A 26,397-nucleotide genomic window follows, 5' to 3' on the forward strand; every position below is an offset into this window, starting at 1 on the left:
CGCGTATCGCCCGGGGGATGTGGTGGGCGGGGGTGGGGAGGGAAGGGTGGGGGGCCCGGGCCTGCAGGGACGGCCGGGGGTGGTGCCGGTGTGTGGTGGTGGGTAACGCAAAACGAAGGTTCGTTCGCGGGACGCCGGGCGGGACGGCGGGGCGGGGCGCAGGCTCGTTCGCACGGCAGCCGCCAAAACGAACGTTCGTTCGCGAGCGCCCGGGGGCGGCGGGGCACGGCGCAGGCCCGTTCACACAAGAGCAAACAAAACGAACGTTCGCCCCCGATCCCCCCATCACGACACCCCCTCCCTCAGCACCCGGTCCGCCGGCACCTCCGCCGTCACCGTCACCGCCGCCGGGTCCAGGTCGCGCGGGGTCGGCATGACGCTGCCCGGGAGCTGGACGGCGGCGGCGCCGTGGGCGACGGCGGAGGCGAGGGCTTCGGGACCATGGCCGCCGGCGATGAGGAAACCGGCGAGGGAGGAGTCGCCGGCGCCGACGTTGCTGCGGACGGCGTCGACGCGGGCCGTGCCGAACCAGGCGCCCGAGGCGTCGACGAGGAGCTGGCCGTCGGCGCCGAGACTGGCCAGCACCGCGTCGGCGCCCATCTCACGGAGTTCCTCCGCGGCCTTCACGGCGTCGCCGATCGTGGCGAGGGGCCGGCCCACGGCTTCGGCGAGCTCCTCGGCGTTGGGCTTGACGACGTCCGGGCGTTCGCGGAGTGCGGCGAGGAGGGCCGGGCCGGAGGTGTCCAGAGCGATGCGGGCGCCGGCCGCGTGGGCCCGGGCGACGAGTTCGGCGTACCAGGACGGGGCGAGGCCTCGCGGGAGGCTGCCGCAGCAGGCGATCCAGGAGGCGTCGGCGGACTGGGCGCGGACGGTCTCCAGGAGCAGCTCGCGCTCGGGGGCGGACAGTTCGGGGCCGGGCGCGTTGATCTTCGTCAGGACGCCGTCGGCCTCCGCGAGGGCGATGTTGGAGCGGGTGGCCCCGGCCACGGGCACTCGGGCGACCTCGATGCCCTGTGCGTCGAGCAGGTCGGCGACCAGCGCGCCCGGTGCTCCGCCGAGGGGCAGTACGGCCACGGTGCGCCGGCCGGCGGCGGCGACCGCCCGGGAGACGTTGACGCCCTTGCCGCCCGGGTCCATGCGCTCGCCGGTGGCCCGGATGACCTCACCGCGGTCGAGGGAGGGGACCTCGTAGGTGCGGTCCAGGGACGGGTTCGGGGTGACGGTGAGGATCATGAGCGGTCTTTCCGGCCCGCGGTCGCGGTGGAACGGCCGGCGGGTGCGGCGCCCGGGACGCGCAGCACCTCGGTGCCCTTGCGTTCGATGGTGAGGGCGTCCTCGGGGTTCAGTCCGCTGTCGGTGATGAGCAGGTCCACGTCGCTCAGGTCGCCGAAGCGGGCGAAGTGCTCCTGGCCGTGCTTGGAGGAGTCGGCGAGCAGCACCACGCGCCGGGCGGCGGCCACCGCCGCGCGCTTGACGGCGGCCTCGGCGAGGTCGGGCGTGGTCAGGCCGTGGTCGACGGAGAAGCCGTTGGCGGCCACGAAAAGGACGTCGGCGCGGATCTCGCCGTAGGCCCGCAGCGCCCAGGCGTCCACGGCGGCGCGGGTGCGGGTGCGGACACGGCCGCCGACCAGATGGAGCTGGATGCCCGGGTGGTCGGCTAGACGGGCCGCGATCGGCAGGCTGTGCGTGACCGCGGTGAGGGCGGCCTCCAGCGGGATGGCGGCGGCGAGGCGCGCGATCGTCGTACCGGCGTCGAGGAGGATCGTGCCGTCGCTCGGCAGTTCGGCGAGTGCGGCCTGCGCGATGCGGTCCTTCTCGTCGGCGGCGGTGCCCTCGCGTTCGGCGAGGTCGGGCTCGAAGTCCAGACGGCCGGCGGGAATCGCGCCGCCGTGCACCCGCTGGACGAGGCCGGCGCGGTCGAGGGCCTTCAGATCCCGGCGGATCGTCTCGGCCGTGACCTGGAACTGCTCGGCCAGCGACACCACGTCCACCCGGCCGCCGTCGCGCGCGAGCCGGAGGATCTCCTGCTGCCGCTCGGGTGCGTACATGTCCGTTCGCCTCCGACTGGTGCCCGATTCTGTGGTTTCGCTCGGAGACTACGCCGGGATGTCCGGAAAGTAAACAGGTTCGGGGCGGTTCGGGGCACCAAGGCAGACATGAATGGGCATGAGCGGGCATGAGCGGGCACGACCGAGACGTACGACGGGAGCGGGGCCCGGCCCCCCGAGGGTGCCCGGCCCCGCTCCCGTCCGCCGTCCGCCTTTCGGCGGCGAGCAGGCCCTCCACCGGTCAGCGCACCGGCTCATCGCCTCGCGCGGACGCCCGGTCACCGCCTTCTACGGGCGCCGACGCTCCCGTCTCCGCCGCGGCCCGTCCCGGCAGGGCGAACATCAGCAGGAAGATCGCGAGCAGGACCGCTGCCACCCAGCCGAGCGCGTACTCGAAGGCGTCGACGAAGGCGGGGCCGATGTCGGTCGGCGCGAGGTGGTCGTCCATGACACCGAAGAAGACGACGGCGACGAGGCCGAGTCCCAGCGCGTTGCCCATCTGCTGGACCGTGCTGATCAGTCCGGACGCGGACCCGGCGTGCTCACGCGGCACTCCGGAGAGGATCGCGTCGGTCAGCGGGGCGACGATGAGACCCATGCCCGCGCCCATCACAACCAGCGGGAACGCCATCTGCCAAGGGGTGATGGCGAGGCCGTACCGTACGGACTCGGCCAGGTACAGCAGCACTCCGGCCGCCATCAGCAGCGCGCCCGCCTGGAGGACCTTGCGGCCGAAGCGCGGGACGAGCTTCTGGACCGAGACGCCGGCCGCCACCGACACGGCCAGGGAGAACGGGACACCGGTGAGGCCGGACCGCAGGACGCTCCAGCCGAGGCCGGTCTGGAGGTAGAGCGTCCAGACGAGGAAGAAGACACCGAGGGCGATACCGAAGACGGTCTGCACGGCGATGCCCGCCGCGAAGCTCTTCACCCTGAACAGCGACAGCTCGATGAGCGGGGACCCGTCGCGCGCGGTCTTGCGGCGCTCGTACGCCACCAGCGCCGCGAACACGGCCAGCGAGCCGGCCATCGAGACGTATCCCCACAGCGGCCAGCCCAGTTCCCGCCCCCGGGTGAGGGGGTAGAGCAGCATCAGCAGGCCGGCCGTGACCAGGGCGACGCCCACGAGGTCCAGCTTCAGGGCGTGCGGGGCCTTGGACTCGGTGATGAAACGACGGCCCAGGATCAGGCCCGCGATGCCGACCGGAAGGTTGATCAGGAAGATCGCCCGCCATTCGAGGCCGAGCGGGTTCCACTCGATGAGCAGGGCGCCGAGCAGCGGGCCGGAGACCGCGCCGAGGCCGACGATCGCGCCGAACAGCCCGAAGACCTTGCCGCGTTCGTGTGCCGGGAAGGTCGCGTGCACGATCGACAGCACCTGCGGCACCATCAGCGCGGCGGTCGCGCCCTGCGCGATCCTCGCCGCCACCAGCATCTCCGGGTTCGCGGCGAGGCCGCACAGCGCGGAGGCGACCGTGAATCCGCCGATGCCGAGGAGGAAGATCCGCCGGCGGCCGTGGATGTCGCCGAGCCTGCCGCCGGTGACGAGGCCCGCGGCGAAGGCGAGGGCGTAGCCGGCGGTGATCCACTGGATCTGGCTGAACGAGGCGTGTTCGCTTCGCTGGATGGAGGGGATGGCGATGTTGACGATGGTGACGTCGACGAGGTCCATGAAGGCGGCCGTCATGACGATGGCGAGGGCGATCCACCGCCGTCGGTCGGCGTCGGGGGGTGCGGGGAGCGCCGTTTCGGTGACTGTGGTCATGTCACTGGCGGTAGATCGGGGCTGGTGTCGCAGTTCCCCGCGCCCCTTCAGGGCGCTCGTTGTCGAGGTCATGCCTTGAAGGTAGAGGTCCAGTAGGTCAGATCATGTCCTACTTCTGCGGCATCCTCGATCCATGACTACGGACACCCCGGCGCGGCTCCTTCAGCTCCTCTCCCTCCTCCAGACGCCCCGCGAGTGGCCCGGCGGTGAACTCGCCGATCGGCTCCGGGTCTCACGGCGGACCGTTCGCCGGGACGTCGACCGGCTGCGCGAGCTGGGCTATCCGGTGCAGGCGACCATGGGGGCCGAGGGCGGGTACCGGCTGGTGGCGGGGAAGGCGATGCCCCCACTCGTGCTGGACGACGAGGAGGCCGTCGCCATCGCGGTGGGGCTGCGGGCCGGGGCCGGGCACGCGGTGGAGGGCGTGGAGGAGGCGTCGGTACGGGCGCTCGCCAAGCTCGAACAGGTGCTGCCGTCGCGGTTGCGCCACCGGGTCTCCACGCTGCAGGCCGCCACCACCCCCCTGACCAGCGGCGACGGGGCGACAGTCGCACCCGAGACGCTGACCGTGATGGCCTCGGCGGTGGCGGGCCAGGAGCGGCTGCGCTTCGCCTACCGTTCCGGTGACGGCACCGACTCGCGGCGCCACTGCGAGCCGTACCGGCTCGTCTCGACCGGGCGCCGCTGGTATCTCGTCGCGTACGACCTCGACCGCGCCGACTGGCGCACCTTCCGGGTCGACCGGGTCGAGGAGCCCTTCGCCACGGGCGCCCGGTTCACGCCGCGCGAGCTGCCGACGGGGAGCGTGGAGGAGTATCTACGGCAGTCGATGTACCGGCGGCAGGAGACGTTCGCGGTCGACGTCACCTTCGCCGCGCCGGCCGAGGTCATCGCGGCCCGGGTGCCCCACTGGCTGGGTACGCCCGAACCCGTCGACGAGCACAGCTGTCGTCTGCGGGCCTCGGTCGGCGACTCCGTGGAGTGGCTGGCCATGCGGCTGGCCGTGGTCGACTGCGCGTTCACCGTGCACGGACCGCCGGAACTGGTGGGGTATGTACGGGAGTTGGGCGCGCGGCTGACCCGGGCGGCCGACGGGGCCGAGGAGTGAGGCCCGCGATGCCGGTTCCGCGAGCGCCCTGACGTGCGGGTTCCGCGAGCGCCCTGACGTGCCGGTTCCGCGAGCGCCCTGACGTGCGGGTTCCGTGAGGCGCTCTGACGTGCGGGTTCGGCCATCGTCACCCCCCTCACCGTCGCCCTTGCCCAGCCCAGCCCGGCCCGGCCCGCCACGGAAAGAAGCCGGGCCTCGGCGCCAGGGGGGGGAGGCGCCGAAGCCCGGCTCTCGGAGAGTCCCGGCGCTGGGGGGAGAGCGTCGGGACTTGGCTTCGGATGGTCTCGGTGCGGTCGGGGGTCCTGCGGTGGAGTCCGGGGGGCGTCGAACTCCGGGTCCCGGGCCTGGCGGCTCCGGGCCGGTGAAGTCGTGGGCCCGGAAGTCTTGTGCCCCGGGAACGGGGAGTTGAAGCGGCGTAGTACGGCCAACTGGCGGCACAGAAACGGCCAAGTCGTGGCCGGCGTACGTCGGTACACCGGGCCAAGCCCCGTGGCGGCCCCAGGGGTTGGGCCGTACGGGGTCTTTGGTCCGTACTCGGCGATGGTCGCCGTACTGCTCCTCGAACGAGTGGGTCGGGGGTCAGGCGACCGCGTCGAAGCCCGTGTCGCGGGCCAGCTTCTTCAGTTCGAGCAGGGCGTGCTTCTCGATCTGGCGGATCCGCTCGCGGGTGAGCCCGTGTTCCTTGCCGACCTCGGTGAGGGTGCGCTCGCGGCCGTCCTCGATGCCGTACCGCATCTTGATGATGGACGCGGTGCGCTGGTCGAGGCGCCCGATGAGGCCGTCCAGCTCCTCGCTGCGCAGCAGCGTGAGCACGGACTGCTCGGGCGAGACCGCGGAGGTGTCCTCCAGGAGGTCGCCGAACTGGGTGTCGCCGTCGTCGTCCACCGACATGTTCAGCGAGACCGGGTCGCGGGCCCAGTCGAGGACGTCGGTGACGCGGTCCGCGTTGGAACCCAGCTCCGCGGCGATCTCGGCGGGCTCGGGGTCGCGTCCGTGCTCGCGGTTGAACTCACGCTGCACACGGCGGATCCGGCCCAGCTCCTCGACCAGGTGGACGGGCAGCCGGATGGTGCGCGACTGGTCCGCGATCGACCGGGTGATGGCCTGACGGATCCACCAGGTGGCGTACGTCGAGAACTTGAAGCCCTTGCGGTAGTCGAACTTCTCCACCGCGCGGACCAGGCCCGCGTTCCCCTCCTGGATGAGGTCGAGCAGGGGCAGGCCGCTGCGCGGATAGCGCCGGGCGACGGCCACGACAAGGCGCAGGTTGGACCGTATGAAGATGTCCTTGGCCCGCTCGCTGTCGGCGACGAGGGCTTCGAGCTCTTCGCGGGTCGCGTCCGCCTTGGCCTCCTCCTCGCCGTCGAGGATCTGCTGGGCGAACACACCCGCCTCGATGACCTGGGACAGCTCGACTTCCTTGGCGGCGTCGAGCAGCGGTGTACGCGCGATCTCGTCGAGGTACATGCCGACCAGGTCGCGGTCGGCGATCTCGCCGCCAGAGGCGCGAACGCTGCGAGCCGCGTCGGTCCGGCCGGAGGCGGACGAACGACGAGCGGCGACGGCACGGGTTGCCATGCGTGCTCCCTTGCGATGGTGGGCTGGCAGGGTCGTATCTGGTCCTACGTGTCTCGATGCGGCCGCTCGGACACTCTCCCGAGTGCCCTGCTTCCGAAGGAAACAACGACTGGAATCAGGACAGAATTCCCCACCGGTCCCACTATTTTTCTGATCTTGCAGTACCCTGTGCCGCCGCAGGAGGAGGCGAGATGTCCGGAGAGTCCGCAGAGGTGCAGGTCAGACCAGGAGTCGAGACCGACCTCGCCGCCCTCACCGACCTCTACAACCACTATGTCCGTGAGACGCCCATCACATTCGATACCGCTGTCTTCGCTCCGGAAGAGCGCCGCCCTTGGCTGCTCTCCCACCCTGAAGACGGCCCGCACCGCCTGATGGTTGCCACCGCGAAGGACTCACAGCGGATTCTGGGGTACGCCACGAGCAGCGCGTTTCGCGGGAAACCGGCGTACGACACCTCGGTGGAGGTGTCGGTGTACCTCGCCCCGGACGCGGGCGGCCGGGGCGTGGGCACGCTGCTGTACACGGCCCTCTTCGAGGCACTCGCCGACGAGGACGTCCACCGCGCCTACGCCGGGATCGCCCAGCCGAACGAGGCGTCGACGCGGCTGCACGAGCGGTTCGGGTTCCGGTACGTCGGCACGTATCGGGAGGTCGGGCGGAAGTTCGGGCGGTACTGGGATGTGGCCTGGTACGAGAAGAGGCTCGACGAGACAGAACATCTGGGGCACATGGGGCCGGAGCACTGAGGCCCGGAGCACTGAGGGCCGGAGCACTGAGGCCCGTGCTGCTACTCGGCGGGCCTGGGCTCAGCGGGTAGGGACTCGGTCACCAAGGGGCGTTCGATGGACAGGGACTCGGTGGACAGGGACTCGGTGGACAGGGATTCCCGCATCGCCTTGGCCGTGGCGGTGGGGTCGTAGCCCTCGGGTACCCCTTCGACCAGGATGATGTCGCCCGTGATGTGCCGTGACCGCAAAGGGGCGATCTCCTGGTACGCGGGCGAGTCCCACCAGCTCCGCGCCTCGGCGATCCCGGGGAAGCCGATCACCACGACGGCTCCCGGCCAACTCCCCTCCTTCACCTCGTGCTGGGCGACGTGCACGAGGAAGCGGCCGCCGTACGGCTCGAAAGTGGCGGGGATGCGCTCGATGTACTCGGCGATCTCCGGGTGCGGGGCGGCGTCCCTGAGGTGGGCTATGGCATACGCGGGCATGAGGTGGGGTCCCTCCGGTCGGTCGGGCTCACACGGGCGGGGCCCGGCGGCCGGACTCACGCGGGCGGGGGCTCGAACGCCGGACTCGCCGCCCCTGACGCCGACGAGACTGCCAGGCGTAGGGGCCGGGGTCGATGACCTCCGGGGTAAGGAGCCCCGGCCCGCGCGGACAGGACAGGTCGCCCGGACCCACTACCCGAACTGCACCGACCGCTTCGCCAGGCCCATCCAGAAGCCGTCGATCACCGACCGCTGGGCGTCCAGTTCGCCGGAGGCCTCGGCCGCGCCCATCGTGACGAAGAGGGGGGCGAAGTGCTCCGTGCGGGGGTGGGCCAGCTGCCCGGCCGGGGACTTGTGGAGGAAGTCGAGGAGGGCGTCCCAGTCGCGGGATTCGAGGGCCCGGTTGCCCCAGTCGTCGAACTCCGTGGACCAGGTGGGGGTGCCGGCCTGGCGGAGGGCGGCGAGGTTGTGGGTGAAGAAACCGGACCCGATGATCAGCACGCCCTCGTCGCGGAGGGGGGCGAGCTTGCGGCCGATGTCCATCAGCTTCCGCGGGTCGAGGGTCGGCATGGAGATCTGCAGGACCGGGATGTCGGCGGCCGGGAACATCTCCACCAGGGGGACGTACGCGCCGTGGTCGAGGCCCCGGTCGGGGATGTCCTGGACGGGGATGCCGGGGGCCTGGAGCAGCTTGCGGACCGAGGCGGCCAGCTCGGGGGCGCCCGGGGCGGCGTACTGAACCTTGTAGTAGTGCTCGGGGAAGCCCCAGAAGTCGTAGACCAGGGGGATGGTCTCGGTCGCGCCGAGGGCGAGGGGGGCCTCCTCCCAGTGGGCGGAGATCATGAGCACGGCCTTGGGGCGGGGCAGGGTCGCGGACCAGGCGGCGAGTTCGCCGGGCCAGATCGGGTCGTCGGCGAGCGGCGGGGCCCCGTGGCTCAGGTACAGGGCGGGCATGCGCTCGGCGGTGGCGGCGGACATAGGGGTGACTCCCTCAACACGCGCGACGCACCACGACACGCGCGCCTCGGCGGGCCCGGTGGTCGCTTCTGTCTCCTTGGATTCGCCTGGCGCACCAGGCGCTTGAGACTCCTTCCAACTCCCCAGTAGTTGAAGTCTCAATATTTCTTGTTTCACCTTACATCTCTATAGTTCAAATTTCAAGAAGGGGCCTCGTACAGTGGGAGCATGAAGACCGCATCCACTGAGGAAGAACCCCGCTGGCTCACCGACGAGGAGCAGCGCACCTGGCTCGCCTACGTGCACGCCACGACCCTGCTCGAAGACCATCTCGACCGCCAGTTGCAGCGCGACGCGGGCATGCCCCACCTGTACTACCACCTGCTCGTCGTGCTGTCCGAGGCACCGCAACGCCGGCTGCGGATGACCGAGCTGGCGATGCAGACGAAGATCACGCGGTCGCGGCTGTCGCACGCCGTGGCCCGGCTGGAGAAGAACGGGTGGGTACGGCGCGAGGACTGCCCGTCGGACAAGCGGGGCCAGTTCACGGTGCTGACGGACGGGGGCCGGGAGATGCTCGCGAAGAGCGCGCCCGGGCATGTGGGCGCGGTGCGCCAGGCTCTGTTCGACCGGCTCTCGGATGAGCAGCAGAAAGCCCTCGGCGAGATCATGGGGATCGTCGCGGAGGGGCTGCAACCGAGCGAGGCGGGGGCGGATCTGCCGTGGCTGCGGTAGCGCTCCGCCGGGGTTCTTCGCGGTGGGGTCGTCGGGGTCGCCGCGTCCGCGGGGGTGCCTAGGACTGCCGGGGGTCCATGCGGGGCCAGGTGGGCGCCGTCGGGCTGGTGGGTCGGAGGTTCGGTGGACCGGTCGATCGTGTGCGGTGTCGGGCGACTGGCTACGAGCGTCGGGCGTCTGGCGTCTGGCGTCTGGCGTCTGGCGTCTGGCGTCTGGCGTCTGGCTACGAGCGTCGGCCGCCTGGGGGCGCAGGTCCCGCCGAGCGCTCTGGGCCCGGTCGGCCGGCCGACCGGCCGTGCTTGTTGCGTGTTGTGCTTCTTGTGCGGAGTTCGCGTGCGTGATGACGGGAGGGGTGGGGCAGGGGACTCGGTCCCCTGCCCCACCCCTCCCCTTCCGTCAGTCCGGATCCGCTGTCAGTGGGCGATCACCGGGACCTTGAGCTCGTCCGTCGCGTCCGCGTCCGATCCCGCCGTCGCCGTCATGTCGGGCTTGCCCGTCGTGACGAAGGTGAAGGCGATGGTGGCGGCGGCCACCAGGATGCCCACGGCGAACCAGATGGCGGTGGTGTAACCGTTGACCATGCCCTGGAGCTGGACCAGCTGGGCGGCCGGCTTCGAGGTGGCCGAACCGATGTGGTCCGCGACGTAGGAGGTGGTCGCGGAGGCGGCGACCGTGTTCAGCAGCGCCGTACCGATGGCGCCGCCGACCTGCTGCGAGGTGTTGACCATGGCGGAGGCCACGCCCGCGTCACGCGGTTCGACCCCGTACGTCGCCAGGGACATCGCCGGCATGAACGCCGTACCCATACCGAGGCCGAGCAGCAGCTGGGCCGGCAGGAGCAGACCGGCGTACGAGGAGTCGACCTCCATCTGCGTCAGCAGAAGCATGCCGAGGCCGGCGACCAGGAAGCCGGGGGCCATCAGCAGGCGCGGCGCGACCCGGGTCATGAGGCGGGTGCCGATCTGGGTCGAGCCGGTGATCATGCCCACGATCATGGGCAGGAAGGCGAAGCCCGTCTTGACCGGCGAGTACCCCTTCACGATCTGCAGGTAGTAGGTCAGGAAGAGGAACAGGCCGAACATCGCGATGATCGCGAGGCCGAGGGAGAGGTAGACACCGCCACGGTTGCGCTCGGTGATCACGCGCAGCGGCAGCAGCGGGGCCTTGACCTTGGACTCGACGACCACGAAGGCCGCGAGGAGCACCGCCGAGGCGACGAACAGGGTGATCGTCATCGAGTCGCCCCAGCCGTGGGACTCTGCCCGCGTGAAGCCGTAGACCAGGGAGACCAGGCCCAGGGTGGACAGCACCACGCCGGGGATGTCGAGCGGGGAGCGGTTGCGGCCGCCCGCCGGCTCAATGATGACGAAGTACGCGCCGACCGCCGCGATGATCGCGAACGGGATGTTGACGAAGAACGTCCAGCGCCAGTCCAGGTACTCGGTGAGGAAGCCGCCGAGGATCAGGCCCACGGCACCGCCGCCGCCGGCGATCGCACCGTAGATGCCGAACGCCTTGGCGCGCTCCTTGGCGTCGGTGAACATCACGGCCAGGAGGGAGAGCGCGGCGGGCGCGAGCAGCGCGCCGAAGGCGCCCTGGAGTGCGCGGGCGCCCAGCATCATCGCCTCACCGGTGGCCGCGCCGCCCAGCGCGGAGGCACCGGCGAAGCCGATCAGACCGGTGACGAAGGTGCGCTTGCGGCCCCACAGGTCGGAGATACGGCCGCCGAAGAGGAGCAGACCGCCGAAGGCCAGCGCGTAGGCGGTGATGACCCACTGACGGTTGCCGTCCGATATCCCCAGATCCTGCTGGGCGGACGGAAGGGCGATGTTCACGATGGTCGCGTCGAGCACGACCATCAGCTGGGCGAGGGCGATGAAGACGAGCGCTTTCCAGCGGGTGGCGTGCGCGTCGTTTCGCTGATCGGCCGCCGATCCGGGTGCTCCGGAGGCGCTGCGGACTGTTTCGGACATGGAGGTACCCACTTCGGGACTTCGTGACGGAAAGATCGGTATCGGGTGCGGAAACGAGGGCGTCGCGAGCGAACGGCGTGTCGTCGTCGACAGCCTCGGGTTCAGCGGTTCAGCGGTTCAGGACGGGCGCGGCCTCCGTAGGTCCTCCACGGTCACCGGGGCACCGGGCAGTTCGGAGGGGGCCGGGGCGCGCAGGCCGTCCAGGAACAGTTGGAGATGGCGGTGGAGGAAGCGGTCGGCGCCTCCGCACTGGGTGCCGGCCGGGGGCCTGCTGAGCTGGCTGACGGCGATCATCAGGTCGCCGACGCCCACGTCGGAGCGGAGCTGCCCGGCGTCCCGGGCGCGCTTCATGATCCCCTCGACCTGATCCTCCAGGCGCTCGCGCGCCGCCTCCAGGTCGGGGTGGTGCGCGTCGAACGTGCTCTGGATCATCGGGCAGAGGGCACTGATCCGCTCGTCGGCCGAGGTGTGCACGAAGCGCGAGAGCGCCTCGAACGCGTCACCGGTCTCGGTGAGCGCGACCTCGGCGGCGAGGGCCGTACGGTCCATGACCGAGCACACGACCTCACGGACCAGCGCTTCGCGGTCCGGGAAGTTGCGGTACAGCGTGGCGTTGCCGACGCCGGCCCGGCGGGCGACCTCGTCGAGCGGCACATCGGGGCCGAACTCCACGAACATCTCCCGGGCGGCACCGACGATCCGCTCCCGATTGCGCAGGGCGTCGGCCCGGGGGCGGGACACCTTGCGACGTACGGCGGTGGCGGTGGCGGTCTCCACGGCGTACTCCTCTGCGACTTCTGCTGACTGATCCGGTGGTGTGGGGGCGCCCGGTGACGATCCGGGGATGGAGTCCCCGTTTCGCTCGGACACATGGCTAAACGGGGAAACGATCCCCGGTTATTTCCCCTCGCCGAGACTTTCCATGTGACCTGGATCACACCTGGACCTCATCTCGGCCACGCCTCGATCGCGGGCGGATCAGCCGCCGCGCGGCCGGGCGCCGATGCCCACGTTCGGCCCTTCCAGCGCGCGCCCGCGCACCCCTCGAACCAGGGTGATCGAAGGAGGACAGCCTCGTCACGGACGGCTGCCGTGGAGCGAAGGGCGCGTGGATGCAGCAGCCGTGCCGCCGAAACGGGATACCCGCGCGCCGGATACGTCCGCGCCGCGTCGTCGCGCTCGCCTCCGTCACCGCCCTCACCCTCGCGGTGAGCACCTCCGCCGGCACGGGGCACCTGGTGGCGAAGGAAACCACGACGGCCGCCGGGGCCACGGCCCTGGTCCGGGGTTCGGCGCTCAACCCCTGCATGATCCGCGGCCCGCTCGGCACCCAGATGTCCGAGGGCATCCCGACCCCGCCCGGCTACGCCCGCTCCACCGGCACGGTCCGCGCCCTCAACCTGATGATCGACTTCTCCGACGCGCCCGGCGAGGGCAGCGCGATGGACCGCTTCGCGGAGTTCGCCCCGCAGACCCAGAAGTGGTTCAGGACCAGCAGTTACGGCCGTATCGACTACCGCCCCGAGGCCCCGCTCACCGAGTGGCTGCGGATGCCGAAGTCCTTCCGCTCGTACGGCATAGAGCGCGGCGCCCCCTTCGACCCCGGCTACCGCCGGCTGGTCCAGGACATGGTGCGGGCCGCCGATCCGCTCGTGGACTTCCGGGCGTACGACCTCATCAACGTCCTCGTCACCCCGAACGCGGGGCCCTCCGCCCTCGACACCGTCCTGTCGGTGACCTTCGCCGGCAACCGGGAGGCTCCGATCGCGGACGGCGTGCCGGTCGCCAACGCGTCGTTCGTCTACAGCCGCCAGGACGACGGCTCGGGCTCGTACGCGGACACCGGGTACCGGGTCCTCCCCCACGAGAACGGTCATGTCTTCGGGCTGCCCGACCTCTACACCCACGAGGGCGGGGGCGCCGTCGGGCACTGGGACATCATGAGCGAGGACTGGGGCGTCGAGAACGATCTGCTGGGCTGGCACAAGTGGAAGCTCGGGTGGCTCGACGAGACACAGGTCGGCTGCGTGGCGACGGCCGGCGCGGTCGAGTACGCGCTGACCCCGCTCGCCACCGCCGGGGGCGCGAAGCTGGTCGTCGTCCCGCTCAGCTCCCGGACGGCGTACGTCGCCGAGTTGCGGACGCGGGCGGGCAACGACGCGGCGGTGTGCCGGCCGGGTGTGCTCGTGTACCGGGTCGATGCGACGGTCGACACCGGGAACGGGCCCATCAAGGTGCACGACTCCCGCCGGGACAGCGGGGGGTGCACGCGCAGCCCCAACGTCCACGCGGAGCTGTCCGACGCGCCGCTCGTCGCCGGCGAGACGTTCAAGGACGCACGGGCGGAGGTGGAGATCGCCGTGGCGGGGGTGGATGCCGAGGGGAGCCATCGGGTGGTGGTTCGGCGGGGGTGACGGGTGGGGGGTGCGGGGGGTGCGGGGATGTGCGGCGTGGGGGGTGGGGGGGTGGGGGGTACGGGCGGTGGGGTCCTGGGTCGGGTGCGGGGGCAGATATGGGTCCGGGGTCGGGTGCGGGTCCTGGGTCAGATATGAGTCCGGATGAAAGACGACGGCCCTCCGGGCCCGAAAAGCACGGGGCGCAGCCCCTGCTTTTCAGGGGCGCGGGGAACTGCGCGAGAAGCCCCACCGGGCCCGCACCCGCCGACGCACCCGTACCCCCGAGCCAAGAGGCGCCCCGCGCGGCGGCGCGAGCGGGCCGCATTACCGTGAACCCATGCTCCCGAACGTCCCGAGCCCGGCCCCGGCCCCCGCCCTCGCGCCGACGTCAGCACCCGCACCCGCACCCGCGCCCGCGCCCGCCGAAGCCGTCGCCCCCCTGATGCGGGGCATCACCGTGCTGCGCCGGCTCACCGACGCGGACGGGACGCTGAGCCCGAGCGCGCTGGAGAAGGCCACCGGACTCGCGCGCTCCACGGTCGACCGGATCACGGCGACGCTGGCCCGCATGGGCTACGTACGGCTGGACGGCCGCGACGCCGTCCTCGCCCCCCGCCTGATGGAGCTGGGCAACGCCTACCTGGCCGCCCTCCGCCTCCCCCGCCTCCTCGACGCCCACGCGGACGCCCTCGCCGACGAGCTGGACGAGTCGGTGTCCCTCGCGGTCCGCGACCGGGACGGCGTCCGCTTCATCCACCAGGCGACCCGCCGCCGCGCGATGTCCCTCAGCTTCCGCATCGGCGACCTCCTGCCCGCCGAACGCACCGCACCCGGCCCGCTGTTCGCCACCGAGTGGGAGCCGGCCGACTGGGCCCGGTGGCGGACCCGCCGCACGGCCGACCCGGAGGGCCGCGGCTTCCCGGCGGTGCCTCCGCGCGCCGGCGCGTACGACGACTTCGAGGACCGTACGGCACGGGCGGGCGCCCAGGGCTGGGCACTGGACGACCAGTTGATCGAACCGGGGCTGGTCGCGGTGTCCGTACCCGTGCGGGACCCCCGTACGGGACGGATCGCGTGTGTGGCGAACGTCGTCAGCCATACGAGCCGGCACACGGCGGAGTCCCTGCGGTCGATACTGCTGCCACGGCTGCGGGTGGCCGTGGCGGCGATGGAACGGGAGTTGCGGGAGCTGAGGGACCCCCCGCCGCCGGCCACCGCCGCGCGCGGCGACACCTCGGCCCCCTCCGGCCTCGCCGCCTGGACCGGCACCTCCAAGCAGGAACTGGGCCGGGAGTTCATCGAGTCCCTCGCCCGGGGGCTGACCGTGATCACGTCGTTCGGCGAGGGGCGCGCCGAACTGACCCTCACGGAGGTCGCCAGGGCCACCGGGCTCGCCCGCGCGACGGCCCGGCGCGCGCTGATCACCCTCGAACACCTCGGGTACGTCGAGTCGTACGACCGTGTCTTCCGGCTCACGCCCCGCGTACTGGGCCTGGGCTTCCCGCCCCTGTCGATGCTCCCCCTCCCCCGCATCGCCGCGCCGCACCTGGCCGAACTCTCCGCGCGGGTCCACGACTCGGCGTCCCTCGCGGTCCTCACCGGGGGCGGGGACGAGGTGCAGTACACGGCTCGGGTCGCCACGAGCCGCATCATGAGCGTCAACATCACCCTCGGCACCCGGCTGCCCGCGTACGCGACCTCGCTCGGCCGCGTCATGCTCGCCGACCTCCTCCCGAAGGCCCCACTCCCGCCCCCGGAACGTCTCGTCCCGCTGACCCCGCACACGCTCACCGACCGGCCGGAACTGCTGACCGTCCTGGAGCGGGTACGGGCCGCCGGATACGCCCTCGTCGACGGGGAGTTGGAGGAGGGCCTGCGGTCCGTCGCGGTGCCGGTGCGGGAGCGGGGCGGGCGGGTCGTCGCCGCGGTGAACGTCGCCATGCACAGCAGTCGGCGTTCGGTCGAGGAGTGTGTGAAGGAGGTTCTGCCCGAACTGCGGGACGCGGTGGGGCGGATCGAGGAGGAGCTGGCGGTGGCGGGGATGTTCCGCCGCGTCCCGGAGGTCTGACCTGAGGGGACCCTTGCCTGGGGGGACCCTTGCCTGGGGGGACCCTTGCCTGGGGGGACCCTTGCCTGGGGGGCACCTCGGCAGCACCTCGGGAGCACTTCGGCGCCGGGCATGCGCAAGGGCTGCCCGCCTACCCGTTGACCCCCGTGTACCTGCTCAGGCTCCAGTTCCACAGCAGCCTCGACAGGACGAACGCGGTGAGACCGATGAGGGGGGAGGCCACCGCCAGCGCCTCCGGTACGCCCATCGCGTCGCCGTGGCCGGTCAGTACGCCGGCGGGGAAGTACGCGATGAAGGCGAGCGGGACGACGAAGGTGAACGCGGCGGACACGGCCCTCGGGAGAATGCTGAGGGGGTAGCTGCCGAAGGTCCCCATCAGCTCCTCCAGCCACTGGCTCCAGTAGGCGGTGGCCGGGAAGTGCAGCGCGGCGGCGGCCAGGGCGGTGAAGAGCGCGGCCTCGACCAGCATGCCGCCGAGCACACCGGCCAGCACGTACGTGATCCGGCCCGCCGTCCAGTCGAGGGAGCTGCGCTGCAGCGCGGCGACGAACAGCCCGGCCGCGACGACCAGGTCGCCGATCGCGTTGACCGGGAAGAAGGCCAGCTGGACCTGCCGGTAGACCGGCATCGGGCGGATCAGGCAGGGGTCGACGACCCCCTCCTGGACGAGGACCTGCATGTACTGGACGCGGCCGAGGAAGAGCACGTACAGCCCATGGGCCAGCATGCGCATGCTGGCGATGAGCAGCACGTCGGAGCTGGACCAGCCGCCGAGTCCGGGGAACCGCGTGAGGAGCACCGAGGCGAAGACGACGATGGAGACCTGCCAGATCGCCCCGACGGCGACGTTCATCAGGAACTCGCCCCGGTACTCCAGCCGGGCCTTGAAGTTGAGCCTGGTGATCCGCCACACGACACGCCAGGCGTGCGCCGGTCCGTGGGGAGGGGTCCGGTGGGGAGCGGTCTCGTGGGAAACCTGGTGTGGGGCGGTCCCGTCGGGAGCGACCCGGTGTGGGGCGGTCCCGTCGGGAGCGGATTCGTGTCCGGTCGTCGTCATGGTCATCCTCCCTGGGCCACGACGCGTCGGCCGGCCCGTTCCCAGAGCCGGCGGGTGAGCAGCGCGAGCAGCACGATCCAGACGGCCTGTACCGCCATCTGCCCGAAGGCGTCGCCGACGCCGATCCGCCCGACATAGATGGACAGCGGTACGCCGAGGGTCGCCTGGAACGGCAGGAACGCGCTGAGCGTGATGAACCAGTCCGGGAAGTACCAGAGCGGGGCGTACACGCCGGAGAGCAGGTTCTGCGCGAAGACGAGGATCATCAGGGCCGCCTCGTTGCGCAGGGTCCAGAAGCACAGCAGGTCGACCAGCATCATCACGTAGTAAAGGACCAGTTGGCCGAGCAGCATGCTCACCGCGAAGACACCGGCGACGGCGGCCGAAGCGGGCGGGGCGACGACCCCGACGACGAGCGACAGCACGTATCCGGCGAGCACCCAGCCGAAGCCGTACAGCTGGTCGCCGAGGGCACGCAGCGCGTAGTAGCGCTGGGGTTTCATCGGCCGCAGGTACCAGTAGACGATCGTCCCGAAGTGCAGGTGCTGGATCACCGTGTCGCGGCCCGCGCGCCGGTCGAGACCGCGGATGCGGTTCGCGAGCACGGCGAGTACGGCGTAGCCGACGGCCTGGGTCTCGTCGAGCCCGGCGCTGGAGTCGGTGTTCGCGTACAGCCCGCGCCAGAGGTAGACGACCAGGCAGACCTGGACGAGGAGCCGGATGGCGGTGGCGGTCATCCGGGGCGGGGCGAGCAGTTCGCCGCGGGGGGTGATCCAGGAGACGCGGCGGGCGCGGGAGAGGGTGGTGGGCTGCATGGCTCAACGGCCCCGGGGGGCGGCGGAGACGGCGGCGGTGGGTGGGCCGGTGTCGTCGACCGGTGTGCCGGACGGGGGCAGGTCGCTGAGGTAGGCGGCGCGCATGACGTCCTCGAGGTCGTTCTCCTCCAGCGCCAGGTCCGCGACCCGGAACCGCCCGATGATCACCTTGAGCGCCTCGTGCACGCTGGGCGCGTCCTCACCGACCGGCCCGAACACGACCCGCGGCCCGTCACGGCGCAGCACCCCGATCCCGGCGAACCCGGGCAGCGGCACCCCGGTGCCCCCCGCCCCCGCACCGCGCCCGTTCCCATCGCTCCCCTCGACCGCTCCGACCGCCCCGACCGCCCCGACCGCCTCGACGTCGGCCGGGTCGGCGAGTGTGGCCCGGACCTGCCAGGTGCCGCCGAAGCGGCGCCGGATCTCCTGGAGCGAGCCGTCGAGGACGATGCGGCCGTGGTTGATCAGCACGACGCGCTCGGCGAGCCGTTCCACCTCGGTCATGTCGTGCGTGGTGAGCAGGACGGTACGGTCGCGCTGCTCGACCTGGTGCCGCAGGAACCGCCGTACCTGCTCCTTCACCACCACGTCCATGCCGATGGTGGGCTCGTCGAGGAAGACGACGGGCGGGTCGTGCAGCAGGGAGGCGGCGAGATCGCACCGGACCCGCTGCCCCAGCGACAGGTGCCGGACGCGGGTGTCCCAGAACTCGGAGAGTTCGAGCAGCCCGTCGAACTCCTCGATCCGGTCCCGGAACTGCCCCTCGGGAACCCCGTAGATGTCCCGGAGAATCTCGAACGAATCCCGGGCGGGCAGGTCCCACCACAACTGCGTCCGCTGCCCGAACACGGCCCCGATGTTGTGGGCGTTGCGCTCCCGGTCCTGATGCGGGACGACCCCGGCGACGAGCGCCTCGCCGGAGGTGGGCGTCAGGATGCCGGTGAGCATCTTGATGGTGGTGGACTTCCCGGCCCCGTTGGGACCGAGCAGGGCGAGCAACTCCCCCTTGCCCACACTGAATTCGACGTCCTGCACGGCGACCTTGGCCACGCGCTGCGGACTGACGAGCGATCTGAGCGCCCCCGCGAGGCCGGGCCGCCGTACGGTCGTCTGAAACACCTTGGACAGCCCGCGCGCCTCGATCACCGCAGACAACGGCCACACATCCGTCCCACTCGTAGGCAGTTCGATACACCGAACGGCGTCCGGAATCGCGGCGGCAATGCTAGGCCCGGTGAGGCGGCGGGCGGTAGCGACTTTTTTGCAGGCGGCCGCCGCCCTCGGAGATCACCGACTTCATTCACCCAGGCAACCCGCCACGCCGAGGCCGGGGAGTGCGAAAGTCTTCCTGCTCCCGCTCCCTCCTGCCTGTCCCTCGCCACGCCCTCCGAGGTGCGGCGAAGGGTTACCGGCGCGTACGCGGGCCAGCGCGCTGGTGGAGAACGGCGCCTGACATCATGCGCGCCATGAACGCCGACTCCCCCACCCCGTCCGGCTCCCCCACAGGGAGTTTTCTGCTCGAACTACGGGACGCGATCAGTTTCCGGGCCTTCGGGCTCGTCTTGGGCGGCCTGCTGATACAACTCGCCTTCACCGTCTCCTATCTGGGCGCCTTCCACTCCCCCACGCCGCACCGGATGCCGGTGGCGGTGGTGGCCCCGGCGGAGGCCGCCGCGCAGATCGTCGCCCAGCTCGACGGGCTGGACGGCGACCCGGTGAACGCGACCGCCGTCGCGAGCGAGTCCGCCGCGCGGAAGCAGATCATGAACCGGACGGTGGACGCCGCCTTCCTGTTCGACGCGACCGGCACGAAGGACACGCTGCTGGTCGCCTCTGCCGGCGGACCCTCGGTGTCTCAGACCGCCACGCAACTCGCCCAGAGGATAGAGACCTCGCAGAAGCGGCAGGTCGCGGTCATCGACATCCAGGCCCCGAACACCGGCGACGGACGCGGCATGGCCTCCTTCTACCTGGTGCTCGGCTGGGTGGTCGGCGGCTATTTGACGGCGACGATCCTGAACATGTCGAGCGGTTCGAAGCCGGCCAACCGGCACCGCATCGTGATCAGACTGGGCGCGCTGGGTCTGTACGCGATCGCGTCCGGGGTCGCCGGAGCGGTGATCGTGGGCCCGGTGTTCGACGCGCTGAGTGGTCACTTCTGGGCGCTGGCGGGGATCGGCACGCTGGTGGTGTTCGCATCGGCCGCGACCTCGCTCGCGCTCCAGACCCTGCTGGGCATGATGGGCACCGGCCTGACCATCCTGCTCTTCGTGGTGCTGGGCAACCCGAGCGCGGGTGGCGTCTACCCGTCGGTCCTGCTGCCGGGCTTCTGGAGCGCGATCGGCCAGGCCCTGCCTCCGGGCGCGGGCACCACGCTGGTCCGCAACACCGTGTACTTCGACGCCCACGCCACGACGGCCGCCTGGTGGGTACTGGGCGCGTACGCGGTGGTCGGCGCGGCGCTGGCCCCGTTCGCGGCGTGGTGGAGGGAGCGACGGGGGACGGTGACGTCCGACAGCTCGGTGGATCCGGACGACATCACCCTCGGCACGGCAGGTGAGCCGAGCAGGTAACCCACTGCCCAGCCGACGGCCGGCAGCCGCCTCGCCGGCGCCGGGCGGGGTAACCCCCTCGCCCGCTCACCCCCACCCGCTACACTGACGGCGGCGTGCCAGTCCGCTGGCACACCGCCGGATCAGTGGATCGATGTGTCCGGGATCAGTGGCATCAGCCTCTATATTCCTGCACGTTTCCGACAGATCCCTGCCTTCGTAGCTCAGGGGATAGAGCACCGCTCTCCTAAAGCGGGTGTCGCAGGTTCGAATCCTGCCGGGGGCACCAGCCAAAAGGCCCCGGACCGATCATGGTCCGGGGCCTTTGACATCTACTTTTGACATCAACGCGGGCGGCCACTCGCAACCGGCCGCCTCTTGAGCAGCCGATCCATGGTGGCTGATGGCCTCGCGCTGGGTGTCCTGCACGACGTGCGTGTACACGTCCATCGTGATGCTGATCTGGCTGAGCACTGTGCATCGTGAAGTTGCTGGTCATGGGTCTGGTGTGCGCCGGGTTCGGGATGCTCGTGGGTGGATGACTTCGGTGAAGATCGTCGGCCACCGGGACACTTCGTGGTTCGTGAGGACGAGCAGGGCCCTGACCAGGGCGGTCGCCCAGGTCAGGTCGGTGCGGACTTCGCCGAGCACGCACCAGTTTTTGAGGTGGGCGAAGCGGTGGTAAGTCTTCGATCAGCGGTCGATGGCGGCCATGTTGTCCGCGTCGTAGCGCTCGCCGGAGGCCTGGGGCAGATCGTTCAGGCGGGCGACGTGGCTGGCGGTGAGCTCGATGTGGTCGGCGGCGGCGTTCTCCTCCAGCCGGGCGACTCGCTTGGTGCCGGGGATGGGCGCGATGTCGTCACCCTGGGCTAGCAGCCAGGCCAAGGAGACCTGCGCGGGCGTGATGTCGATCTCGGCGGCTACGGCCCGGACTTCGTCGACGATTCGCAGGTTGCGTTCCAGGTTGCCGTCGGCGAAGCGGTGGTTGGTGCGGCGCCAGTCGTCGGTGTCAAGATCGTTCAGGGAGCGGATGTTGCCGGTCAGGAAGCCGCGGCCAAGCGGGGAGTACGGCACGAAGCCGATACCCAGTTCGCGCAGGACGGGCAGGATCCCGGCCTCCGGGTCGCGGGTCCACAGGGAGTATTCGGACTGGACCGCGGTGACCGGATGCACGGCGTGAGCGCGGCGGATCGTGGCGGGGCCGGCCTCCGACAGGCCGATGTGGCGGATCTTGCCTTCGGCCACCAGTTCGGCCAGCGCGCCAACGGTCTCTTCGATGGGCGTGCCGGGGTCCACCCGGTGCTGGTAGTAGAGGTCGATGTAGTCGGTGCCCAGGCGCTTCAGTGATCCCTCCACGGCCAGGCGGATGTTGGCCGGGGTGCTGTCCGGAGCCGAGCCACCGATGTGGGAGATCAGTCCGAACTTGGTCGCCAGCACGACCTCGTCTCGGTGCCCCTGCACGGCTCGGCCGACCAGCCCCTCGTTGATGAAGGGGCCGTACCCCTCAGCGGTGTCGATATGGGTGACCCCGAGGTCCAGAGCGCGGTGGATCGTGCGGATCGACTCGTCGTCGAACTGGCCGGCGCCGGTGTAGAACGCCGACATTCCCATGGCTCCGAGACCGATGCGCGAGACCTTGAGGCTGCCGAGCGAAACGGTTTTCATGGCGCGGACTTCCCTTCCCCTTAATTAAGTACCGATCGGTGCAGAACCTTAGCACATCAAGACCGACCGGTACTGAACTGCGTTCGCCACTCGGGCGGGATGAAACTGCTGGTCAGCGCAGATCTGTACCGAGAGGTACGCTTGCGGGATGGGTAACTCCCGTAGGGCCGTCATGGGTCGGCCTCGTGGATTCGACATCGACCAGGCGCTGGAACGCGCGATGCGGGTGTTCTGGGCGCGAGGGTACGAAGGCGCAAGCCTCGCCGAACTGACCGGCGCCATGGGGATCACCAAGACGAGCATGTATGCGGCCTTCGGCAACAAGGAGCAGTTGTTCCGCAAGGCCCTCCAGCGCTACGGCGCGGGGCCGGCCGCCTACGCCACGCGCGCCTTGGAGGAGCCCACCGCGCGGGCTGTGGCCTTGGCGTTCCTCCGCGGAGCGGTCTGCACCACGACCCCTCCCGGCGGCCCCTCCGGGTGCCTGACCGTGCAGGGTGCGCTGGCGTCGAGCGACGAGAGCCGGGCCGTCCACGACCTGCTTGTCGACTGGCGCAACGACGCGGGGGTCCGCCTTGAGGAGCGCTTCCGGCGCGCCGTCGACGAGGGTGATCTTCCGCGCGACGCAGACCCTCGGCGTCTTGCCCGGTTCGTCATGACGATGGGTTTCGGCATCGCGGTGCAAGCCGCCAACGGCCTCGGTCCTGCCGAGCTCGATGAGATCGTCGACACGGCGCTGCTCGGCTGGCCCGCATAGCGGCTGCACCCCTTCGCTCGCCCCGGTGAGACATTCTCCGCGCATGAGCGCCGTGACGATGCGGCAAAACTTCTGTACCGTCCGGGACAGAAGTTTCGGGCAGTGGTTCCTCCCCTGCCGACGATCACCGTGACGAAACCGTCAAGAGCCGTCGCGAAACACCGAGCATGACCTCCGCTCCGGGGGCCGAAGAAGGGGATCATGTCCGACACCGACCTGCGCGAGTTCTACCTGCGCTACATCGGGGCGCTCAACGCCCACGAGATCTACCGCATGGACGAGTTCATCAACGACGAGACCACCCTGAACGGCGAGCCGGGCACTCGGGACCAGGTCATCGCTGTGCTGAACGGCGACATCGACGCGGTCCCGGACTTCCACTGGGAGCCCCGGGAGATCGCGGTCGATGGTGATCGCCTGGCCGCCCGACTGACCAACACGGGCACGCCCGCCAAGGAGTGGCTCGGCGTGGCTCCCACCGGCGCCTCGTTCGAGATCGTCGAGTACGCCACCTACCAGGTTCGTGACGGGCGCTTCGTGCACATGACGGCCCTGCACGACGCCGAGACCCTGAGGCGGCAGCTCGGTGCCTGACCCCCGTACGCCGATCGGCGTCGGCATCGTCGGCCTGAGCGCCACGGGAGGCTGGGCGGCCGGGGATGGTCATGCTGACACACCAGGGGATCCGGCTCATGGAAAGCGGGGAGGAGGAACTCGGCTGACGCAGGGCGAAAGCCCTGCCCGGACCGCGCGGAACCGAATGGGCACGAGAACCGCGAGACACCGGATGCCTGAAATGTGCACCAGGAATAGCATGAAAGCGGGTCGGCACACTCTCACGTGCGACCGGCCCGGAAGGGCGACCCCGGTGTGTATACGCCGGGGTCGTTGGCACACGGCGGACGCGGCCGCCGGGGCCAGGATCCGTTCCGCCGATGTCCGGTAGTGGCGCGACCCACGACGTCGTGGACCCGAAGGGGCGCAGGATCGGCACTCCGGAAGCGGTCAACACGAACACCACTACCGACCAACCGGCCATGGCCACCGCCTGCCCCTTCGATCAAGACCAGACCCTCACCCTGGCCCGCTCACCGGCCGACGTGCCCATGTCCCCCTCGAACCAAGCCCCTTGTGGTGACTGGCGTTGGGGGGCGACGTGCCGGCCATGACGTGATCGGCGGGGAGCCAGTCAACGGGCCGGGCGCCGGGTGGAACGCCAGATGGAACGGGCCGCCAGGTGGAGCAGGTCGACGATGAGAAGCAGTACGCCGATGGACATCAGGTAGGGCACGCCGTCGACGGCCGCGCCGATGGCCACCAGAGCGATTCCGGCGATGAGCAGGATCAGGAAGAGAACCATGACGGGATGCCTCCTGGAAGGAACCGTGCGAGATCTGCGTGTTCTCTCGACTACGGCAGGACAGGGGGCCGGGCCTGTGCTCGATGTCGCGTCGGCCCCCCAGCACCCTGGTGACGGCCTGGTGCGCCGGGGCCGTCATCAGGGTGCCGGCGGCCTCCGCCGACGGCGTGCCCCACCGACCTCAGGGTTCTCAGGGCGATGCCGACGACAACCAAGGCCGGTGTCTTCGCGCACGCCGTCAGCGACGCGAGTGCGCCAGGCAGCGTGCTGTTCGTTTGCTCCTCCGCGTGCCAAAACGCTCGGGTTCCAGGAATCCTGGACGCCTCGCGGCCGGTACCCCCATGAGGCTTGGCCCAGGGGTTCTCAGGCGGTGCGTTTGGCGCGGTGGCGGGCTTCGCGGAGTCGGACCTTCGAGGGGAGGCGGTCCAGACCGGCCGAGTCCCGTGCGTGTGCGAGTGTTTCGCGGCTCAGTTGCCCAAGAGCCCGTGCTGGATCGGCGTGAGGCTCCAGCAGCAGCCGTACGCGTGCGGTGGGAGCGGTACGGCGGCCCGTCAACCGGACATCAGCCCGTGAGACCCCGTCCAGGGCTTGTGCCTCGTCCTCGATGACCCTCTCCAGCGTGCGGCCGTTGAGCCGGGCCGGCGCGCCGTCTTCGCTGTCGACGAGGACCCGGTCCAGGCGGTGTCTGCGTTGCGCGAGGAGCCACCACAGCAGCAAGGCCAGCAGCACGGCGAGGACCGCGATGACGGTCGGCCACCACCAGCCTTCGTCCCGCCACCGGGTGCGTCCCTCGGTGCCCAGCACCACGTCGTCCGGCCCACGGAAGGGCCACCAGTCCGGCACGTCGAAATCCCAGTGGCGCTGCAGGTCCAGTGCGCCCAGCAGCACGCCGCCGCCCAGGGCGAACAGTCCGAGGCCGAGCAGTGCGAGCAGCACCCGGTTCGCCGTCTTGAGCATCGGATCACCTCAGCCCTTCTTGGGGCGCCGGACGCGCACGGCCAGTGTGGGTTGCCGGGCCAGGCCCAAGGACGTCACGGCTTCGCCCAGCTCGGCGTCCAGGTCCGAGCGGACCTCCTCAAGATCGCGGAAATGTGCCCGTGCCCGGGCTTTGACCTTCCGGCGGCCGACAGCGACCCGTGCCTCCTGGACACCGGACACCTGCATGGCCCGGTCGCGCAGTACCAGGGCGGCCGCGCGGCGGTCGAGCCCGGCTCGGACGTCCTCTGTCCCGGGGATACCTGTGGGCCGCCGCATGGGCAGCAGCCTGCGCAGTCCCGGCGTCACCGCCAGCAGGAAAAGCCACAGGCCGAGGGCCATCGCCACCGCGGCCCCGACGATCATCCAGACGTCGTCCAGGGGCCGTGTGGCCAGTTCCTCGGCGAGCCGCCGCCGCCAGCGCATCGCATTCCGGCCTGCCCGCACCGCGACCACGTCGTACAGGAGAAATCCGACGGCCGCGGCGGACAGCAGGGCTGCCAAGGCCGCGGGAATCCGCCGCGACGACCAGAAACGGTGCGCCGAGGGGCCTGATCCGTCGCTCACCTTCGTATTCGTAGCGCCCTCGGTTGCCCCCGGGGTGCCGTCGGCGGACGGAGCCGCCTGTCCCGGACCGGAGGAGAGGTCGCTGTCACCGGTCGGCTGCCGCGAGGTGTTCGCGCTCATCGCACCCTCTCCCGGTCCGTGTGCCGCGTATGCGCCGAGTGCAGTTGCTCGACCGATACCGCGAGGTCGGACACCTCCATGCCGGCCCATGCCCTGATCCGCTCGGTGACCTCCCGGCGCACCGCGGCGCACTGCGCCCCGATGTCGGACGGATAGCCGATCTCGACGGTGATGTGCAGCCGTGCCTCGCCGAGCACCGCCTGCCGTCCGGCGGCGGAGTCGGCGTCCCGTCCCGCGTCGGTCCGTTCCGGCGCCCGCCGTACGGATGTGCTCACGTGTGGCGTCCGGCGGCCGGGAGGTACGTGGCCGGCCGACTCGGTGAACCGGCTCAGCGCCTCGCGCGCCACCCGGGCAGCGATCTTCGCGACGACCCGCTCGGTGACGATGGTCGCCCCGCGCTCCCCGCGGGGGACGCCCGGGCGCTCATCGGCTTCCCCGCTCACCGCCGCCAGTCTCCCCGAGCCTGTCGCCGGTCGTCTCGGATCCGATCCTGCCGGTCCCGGCGGCGGACGAAGTCGCCCGGTTCGAGATCACCTTCAGTGAGCCGCCCGATGACGAGACCGACGAGGCCCAGCACCAGCACCAGCAGGAAAGCCCAGAAGTCACCGAAATACGCGGCGAAACCCAGCGCCATTCCGGCCATCAAGCCCACCACGGCCCTGCTCATTTCGCGCTCCTTCATTCAAGC

At 70.9% G+C, this 26,397-nt stretch carries 24 protein-coding genes, 1 tRNA gene and 2 pseudogenes; 9 read left to right on the top strand and 18 right to left on the bottom strand.

Annotated features, from left to right (window positions below; genetic code table 11):
- Nucleotides 1-285 precede the first annotated feature (285 nt).
- The 3 genes from pfkB to ACWCRJ_RS33680 all read right to left on the bottom strand — a co-directional run bounded on the left by pfkB (nucleotide 286) and on the right by ACWCRJ_RS33680 (nucleotide 3,813).
- Nucleotides 286-1,233 (bottom strand): 1-phosphofructokinase, encoded by a 948-nt coding sequence (pfkB, locus tag ACWCRJ_RS33670; protein ID WP_450942848.1) that lies wholly within the window; start codon nucleotides 1,231-1,233, stop codon nucleotides 286-288.
- Entirely contained in the window at nucleotides 1,230-2,048 is an 819-nt protein-coding gene (locus ACWCRJ_RS33675; protein WP_450942849.1) for a DeoR/GlpR family DNA-binding transcription regulator, read from the bottom strand. Before ACWCRJ_RS33675 ends, pfkB begins: the two co-directional genes overlap by 4 nt.
- 241 nt (nucleotides 2,049-2,289) lie before the next feature.
- Complete coding sequence (locus tag ACWCRJ_RS33680; RefSeq protein WP_450942850.1) at nucleotides 2,290-3,813, bottom strand: MFS transporter; 1,524 nt, start codon at nucleotides 3,811-3,813, stop codon at nucleotides 2,290-2,292.
- Between the two features lie 133 nt (nucleotides 3,814-3,946).
- Between ACWCRJ_RS33680 and ACWCRJ_RS33685 the strand changes: the two genes are divergently transcribed.
- Nucleotides 3,947-4,921: a helix-turn-helix transcriptional regulator gene (locus ACWCRJ_RS33685; protein WP_450942851.1), complete on the top strand. Its 975-nt coding sequence runs from the start codon at nucleotides 3,947-3,949 to the stop codon at nucleotides 4,919-4,921.
- A gap of 579 nt (nucleotides 4,922-5,500) precedes the next feature.
- Here the strand turns inward: ACWCRJ_RS33685 and ACWCRJ_RS33690 are convergent.
- A complete protein-coding gene (locus ACWCRJ_RS33690) occupies nucleotides 5,501-6,499 on the bottom strand; it encodes a sigma-70 family RNA polymerase sigma factor (RefSeq protein WP_319367286.1) in 999 nt (332 codons plus the stop codon).
- A 191-nt stretch (nucleotides 6,500-6,690) separates the two neighbouring features.
- On the opposite strand from ACWCRJ_RS33690, the gene ACWCRJ_RS33695 reads away from it, so the two are divergent.
- Nucleotides 6,691-7,248, top strand: a complete 558-nt coding sequence (locus ACWCRJ_RS33695) for an N-acetyltransferase family protein (RefSeq protein ID WP_450942852.1) — start codon at nucleotides 6,691-6,693, stop codon at nucleotides 7,246-7,248.
- Nucleotides 7,249-7,373: 125 nt separating this feature from the next.
- Here ACWCRJ_RS33695 and ACWCRJ_RS33700 read toward each other — a convergent pair.
- A pseudogene (locus ACWCRJ_RS33700) lies at nucleotides 7,374-7,715 on the bottom strand (DUF1330 domain-containing protein); the annotation flags it as partial.
- 192 nt (nucleotides 7,716-7,907) lie between these two features.
- A complete protein-coding gene (locus ACWCRJ_RS33705) occupies nucleotides 7,908-8,693 on the bottom strand; it encodes a dioxygenase family protein (protein WP_450942853.1) in 786 nt (261 codons plus the stop codon).
- A 207-nt stretch (nucleotides 8,694-8,900) separates the two neighbouring features.
- On the opposite strand from ACWCRJ_RS33705, the gene ACWCRJ_RS33710 reads away from it, so the two are divergent.
- Nucleotides 8,901-9,407, top strand: a complete 507-nt coding sequence (locus ACWCRJ_RS33710; protein ID WP_450942854.1) for a MarR family winged helix-turn-helix transcriptional regulator — start codon at nucleotides 8,901-8,903, stop codon at nucleotides 9,405-9,407.
- A gap of 413 nt (nucleotides 9,408-9,820) precedes the next feature.
- Here ACWCRJ_RS33710 and ACWCRJ_RS33715 read toward each other — a convergent pair whose 3' ends face one another.
- Nucleotides 9,821-11,380 carry an MFS transporter gene (locus ACWCRJ_RS33715; protein WP_450942855.1) on the bottom strand — a complete coding sequence of 520 codons (1,560 nt, stop codon included), beginning with the start codon at nucleotides 11,378-11,380 and terminating at the stop codon, nucleotides 9,821-9,823.
- Nucleotides 11,381-11,497: 117 nt separating this feature from the next.
- Nucleotides 11,498-12,157, bottom strand: a complete 660-nt coding sequence (locus tag ACWCRJ_RS33720; protein WP_450942856.1) for a TetR/AcrR family transcriptional regulator — start codon at nucleotides 12,155-12,157, stop codon at nucleotides 11,498-11,500.
- A 335-nt stretch (nucleotides 12,158-12,492) separates the two neighbouring features.
- Between ACWCRJ_RS33720 and ACWCRJ_RS33725 the strand changes: the two genes are divergently transcribed.
- Both ACWCRJ_RS33725 and ACWCRJ_RS33730 read left to right on the top strand, forming a co-directional pair.
- A complete protein-coding gene (locus ACWCRJ_RS33725) occupies nucleotides 12,493-13,794 on the top strand; it encodes a M6 family metalloprotease domain-containing protein (RefSeq protein WP_450942857.1) in 1,302 nt (433 codons plus the stop codon).
- Nucleotides 13,795-14,113: 319 nt separating this feature from the next.
- Nucleotides 14,114-15,844 (top strand): IclR family transcriptional regulator domain-containing protein, encoded by a 1,731-nt coding sequence (locus tag ACWCRJ_RS33730; protein ID WP_450942858.1) that lies wholly within the window; start codon nucleotides 14,114-14,116, stop codon nucleotides 15,842-15,844.
- A 130-nt stretch (nucleotides 15,845-15,974) separates the two neighbouring features.
- Here ACWCRJ_RS33730 and ACWCRJ_RS33735 read toward each other — a convergent pair whose 3' ends face one another.
- The 3 genes from ACWCRJ_RS33735 to ACWCRJ_RS33745 are packed head-to-tail and all read right to left on the bottom strand — an operon-like array spanning nucleotide 15,975 to nucleotide 18,871.
- Nucleotides 15,975-16,901: an ABC transporter permease gene (locus ACWCRJ_RS33735; RefSeq protein ID WP_450942859.1), complete on the bottom strand. Its 927-nt coding sequence runs from the start codon at nucleotides 16,899-16,901 to the stop codon at nucleotides 15,975-15,977.
- 2 nt (nucleotides 16,902-16,903) lie between these two features.
- Nucleotides 16,904-17,716: an ABC transporter permease gene (locus tag ACWCRJ_RS33740; RefSeq protein ID WP_450942860.1), complete on the bottom strand. Its 813-nt coding sequence runs from the start codon at nucleotides 17,714-17,716 to the stop codon at nucleotides 16,904-16,906.
- A 3-nt stretch (nucleotides 17,717-17,719) separates the two neighbouring features.
- Entirely contained in the window at nucleotides 17,720-18,871 is a 1,152-nt protein-coding gene (locus tag ACWCRJ_RS33745) for an ABC transporter ATP-binding protein (RefSeq protein ID WP_450942861.1), read from the bottom strand.
- Nucleotides 18,872-19,182: 311 nt separating this feature from the next.
- Here ACWCRJ_RS33745 and ACWCRJ_RS33750 point away from each other — a divergent pair, with 311 nt between their 5' ends.
- Both ACWCRJ_RS33750 and ACWCRJ_RS33755 read left to right on the top strand, forming a co-directional pair.
- Complete coding sequence (locus tag ACWCRJ_RS33750) at nucleotides 19,183-20,289, top strand: ABC transporter permease (RefSeq protein ID WP_450942862.1); 1,107 nt, start codon at nucleotides 19,183-19,185, stop codon at nucleotides 20,287-20,289.
- A gap of 192 nt (nucleotides 20,290-20,481) precedes the next feature.
- A tRNA-Arg gene (locus tag ACWCRJ_RS33755) sits at nucleotides 20,482-20,557 on the top strand.
- Between the two features lie 55 nt (nucleotides 20,558-20,612).
- Here the strand turns inward: ACWCRJ_RS33755 and ACWCRJ_RS33760 are convergent.
- Nucleotides 20,613-20,736: pseudogene (locus ACWCRJ_RS33760) on the bottom strand (tyrosine-type recombinase/integrase); the annotation flags it as partial.
- A gap of 225 nt (nucleotides 20,737-20,961) precedes the next feature.
- A complete protein-coding gene (locus tag ACWCRJ_RS33765; protein ID WP_450942863.1) occupies nucleotides 20,962-21,933 on the bottom strand; it encodes an aldo/keto reductase in 972 nt (323 codons plus the stop codon).
- A gap of 148 nt (nucleotides 21,934-22,081) precedes the next feature.
- Between ACWCRJ_RS33765 and ACWCRJ_RS33770 the strand changes: the two genes are divergently transcribed.
- Together ACWCRJ_RS33770 and ACWCRJ_RS33775 are read left to right on the top strand one after the other, a co-directional pair.
- On the top strand, nucleotides 22,082-22,687 hold the full coding sequence (locus ACWCRJ_RS33770; protein ID WP_450942864.1) for a TetR/AcrR family transcriptional regulator: 606 nt from the start codon (nucleotides 22,082-22,084) through the stop codon (nucleotides 22,685-22,687).
- Nucleotides 22,688-22,888: 201 nt separating this feature from the next.
- Nucleotides 22,889-23,281, top strand: coding sequence for an ester cyclase (locus ACWCRJ_RS33775; RefSeq protein ID WP_450942865.1), 393 nt, complete (start codon nucleotides 22,889-22,891; stop codon nucleotides 23,279-23,281).
- A 595-nt stretch (nucleotides 23,282-23,876) separates the two neighbouring features.
- On the opposite strand, the gene ACWCRJ_RS33780 is transcribed toward ACWCRJ_RS33775, so the two are convergent.
- The 5 genes from ACWCRJ_RS33780 to ACWCRJ_RS33800 all read right to left on the bottom strand — a co-directional run bounded on the left by ACWCRJ_RS33780 (nucleotide 23,877) and on the right by ACWCRJ_RS33800 (nucleotide 26,376).
- Nucleotides 23,877-24,047 carry a hypothetical protein gene (locus ACWCRJ_RS33780; RefSeq protein ID WP_450942866.1) on the bottom strand — a complete coding sequence of 57 codons (171 nt, stop codon included), beginning with the start codon at nucleotides 24,045-24,047 and terminating at the stop codon, nucleotides 23,877-23,879.
- A gap of 363 nt (nucleotides 24,048-24,410) precedes the next feature.
- Nucleotides 24,411-25,004, bottom strand: coding sequence for an alkaline shock response membrane anchor protein AmaP (gene amaP, locus ACWCRJ_RS33785; protein ID WP_450942867.1), 594 nt, complete (start codon nucleotides 25,002-25,004; stop codon nucleotides 24,411-24,413).
- 9 nt (nucleotides 25,005-25,013) lie between these two features.
- A complete protein-coding gene (locus tag ACWCRJ_RS33790) occupies nucleotides 25,014-25,709 on the bottom strand; it encodes a DUF6286 domain-containing protein (RefSeq protein ID WP_450942868.1) in 696 nt (231 codons plus the stop codon).
- The gene (locus tag ACWCRJ_RS33795) at nucleotides 25,706-26,152 is read right to left on the bottom strand and encodes an Asp23/Gls24 family envelope stress response protein (RefSeq protein ID WP_450942869.1); all 447 of its coding nucleotides are present in this window, start codon (nucleotides 26,150-26,152) and stop codon (nucleotides 25,706-25,708) included. The genes ACWCRJ_RS33790 and ACWCRJ_RS33795 overlap by 4 nt, the downstream gene beginning before the upstream one ends.
- Nucleotides 26,149-26,376, bottom strand: coding sequence for a hypothetical protein (locus ACWCRJ_RS33800; RefSeq protein WP_450942870.1), 228 nt, complete (start codon nucleotides 26,374-26,376; stop codon nucleotides 26,149-26,151). Before ACWCRJ_RS33800 ends, ACWCRJ_RS33795 begins: the two co-directional genes overlap by 4 nt.
- Between the last annotated feature and the right edge of the window lie 21 nt (nucleotides 26,377-26,397).

The sequence above is a fragment of the Streptomyces sp. NPDC002324 genome, from assembly GCF_053593335.1.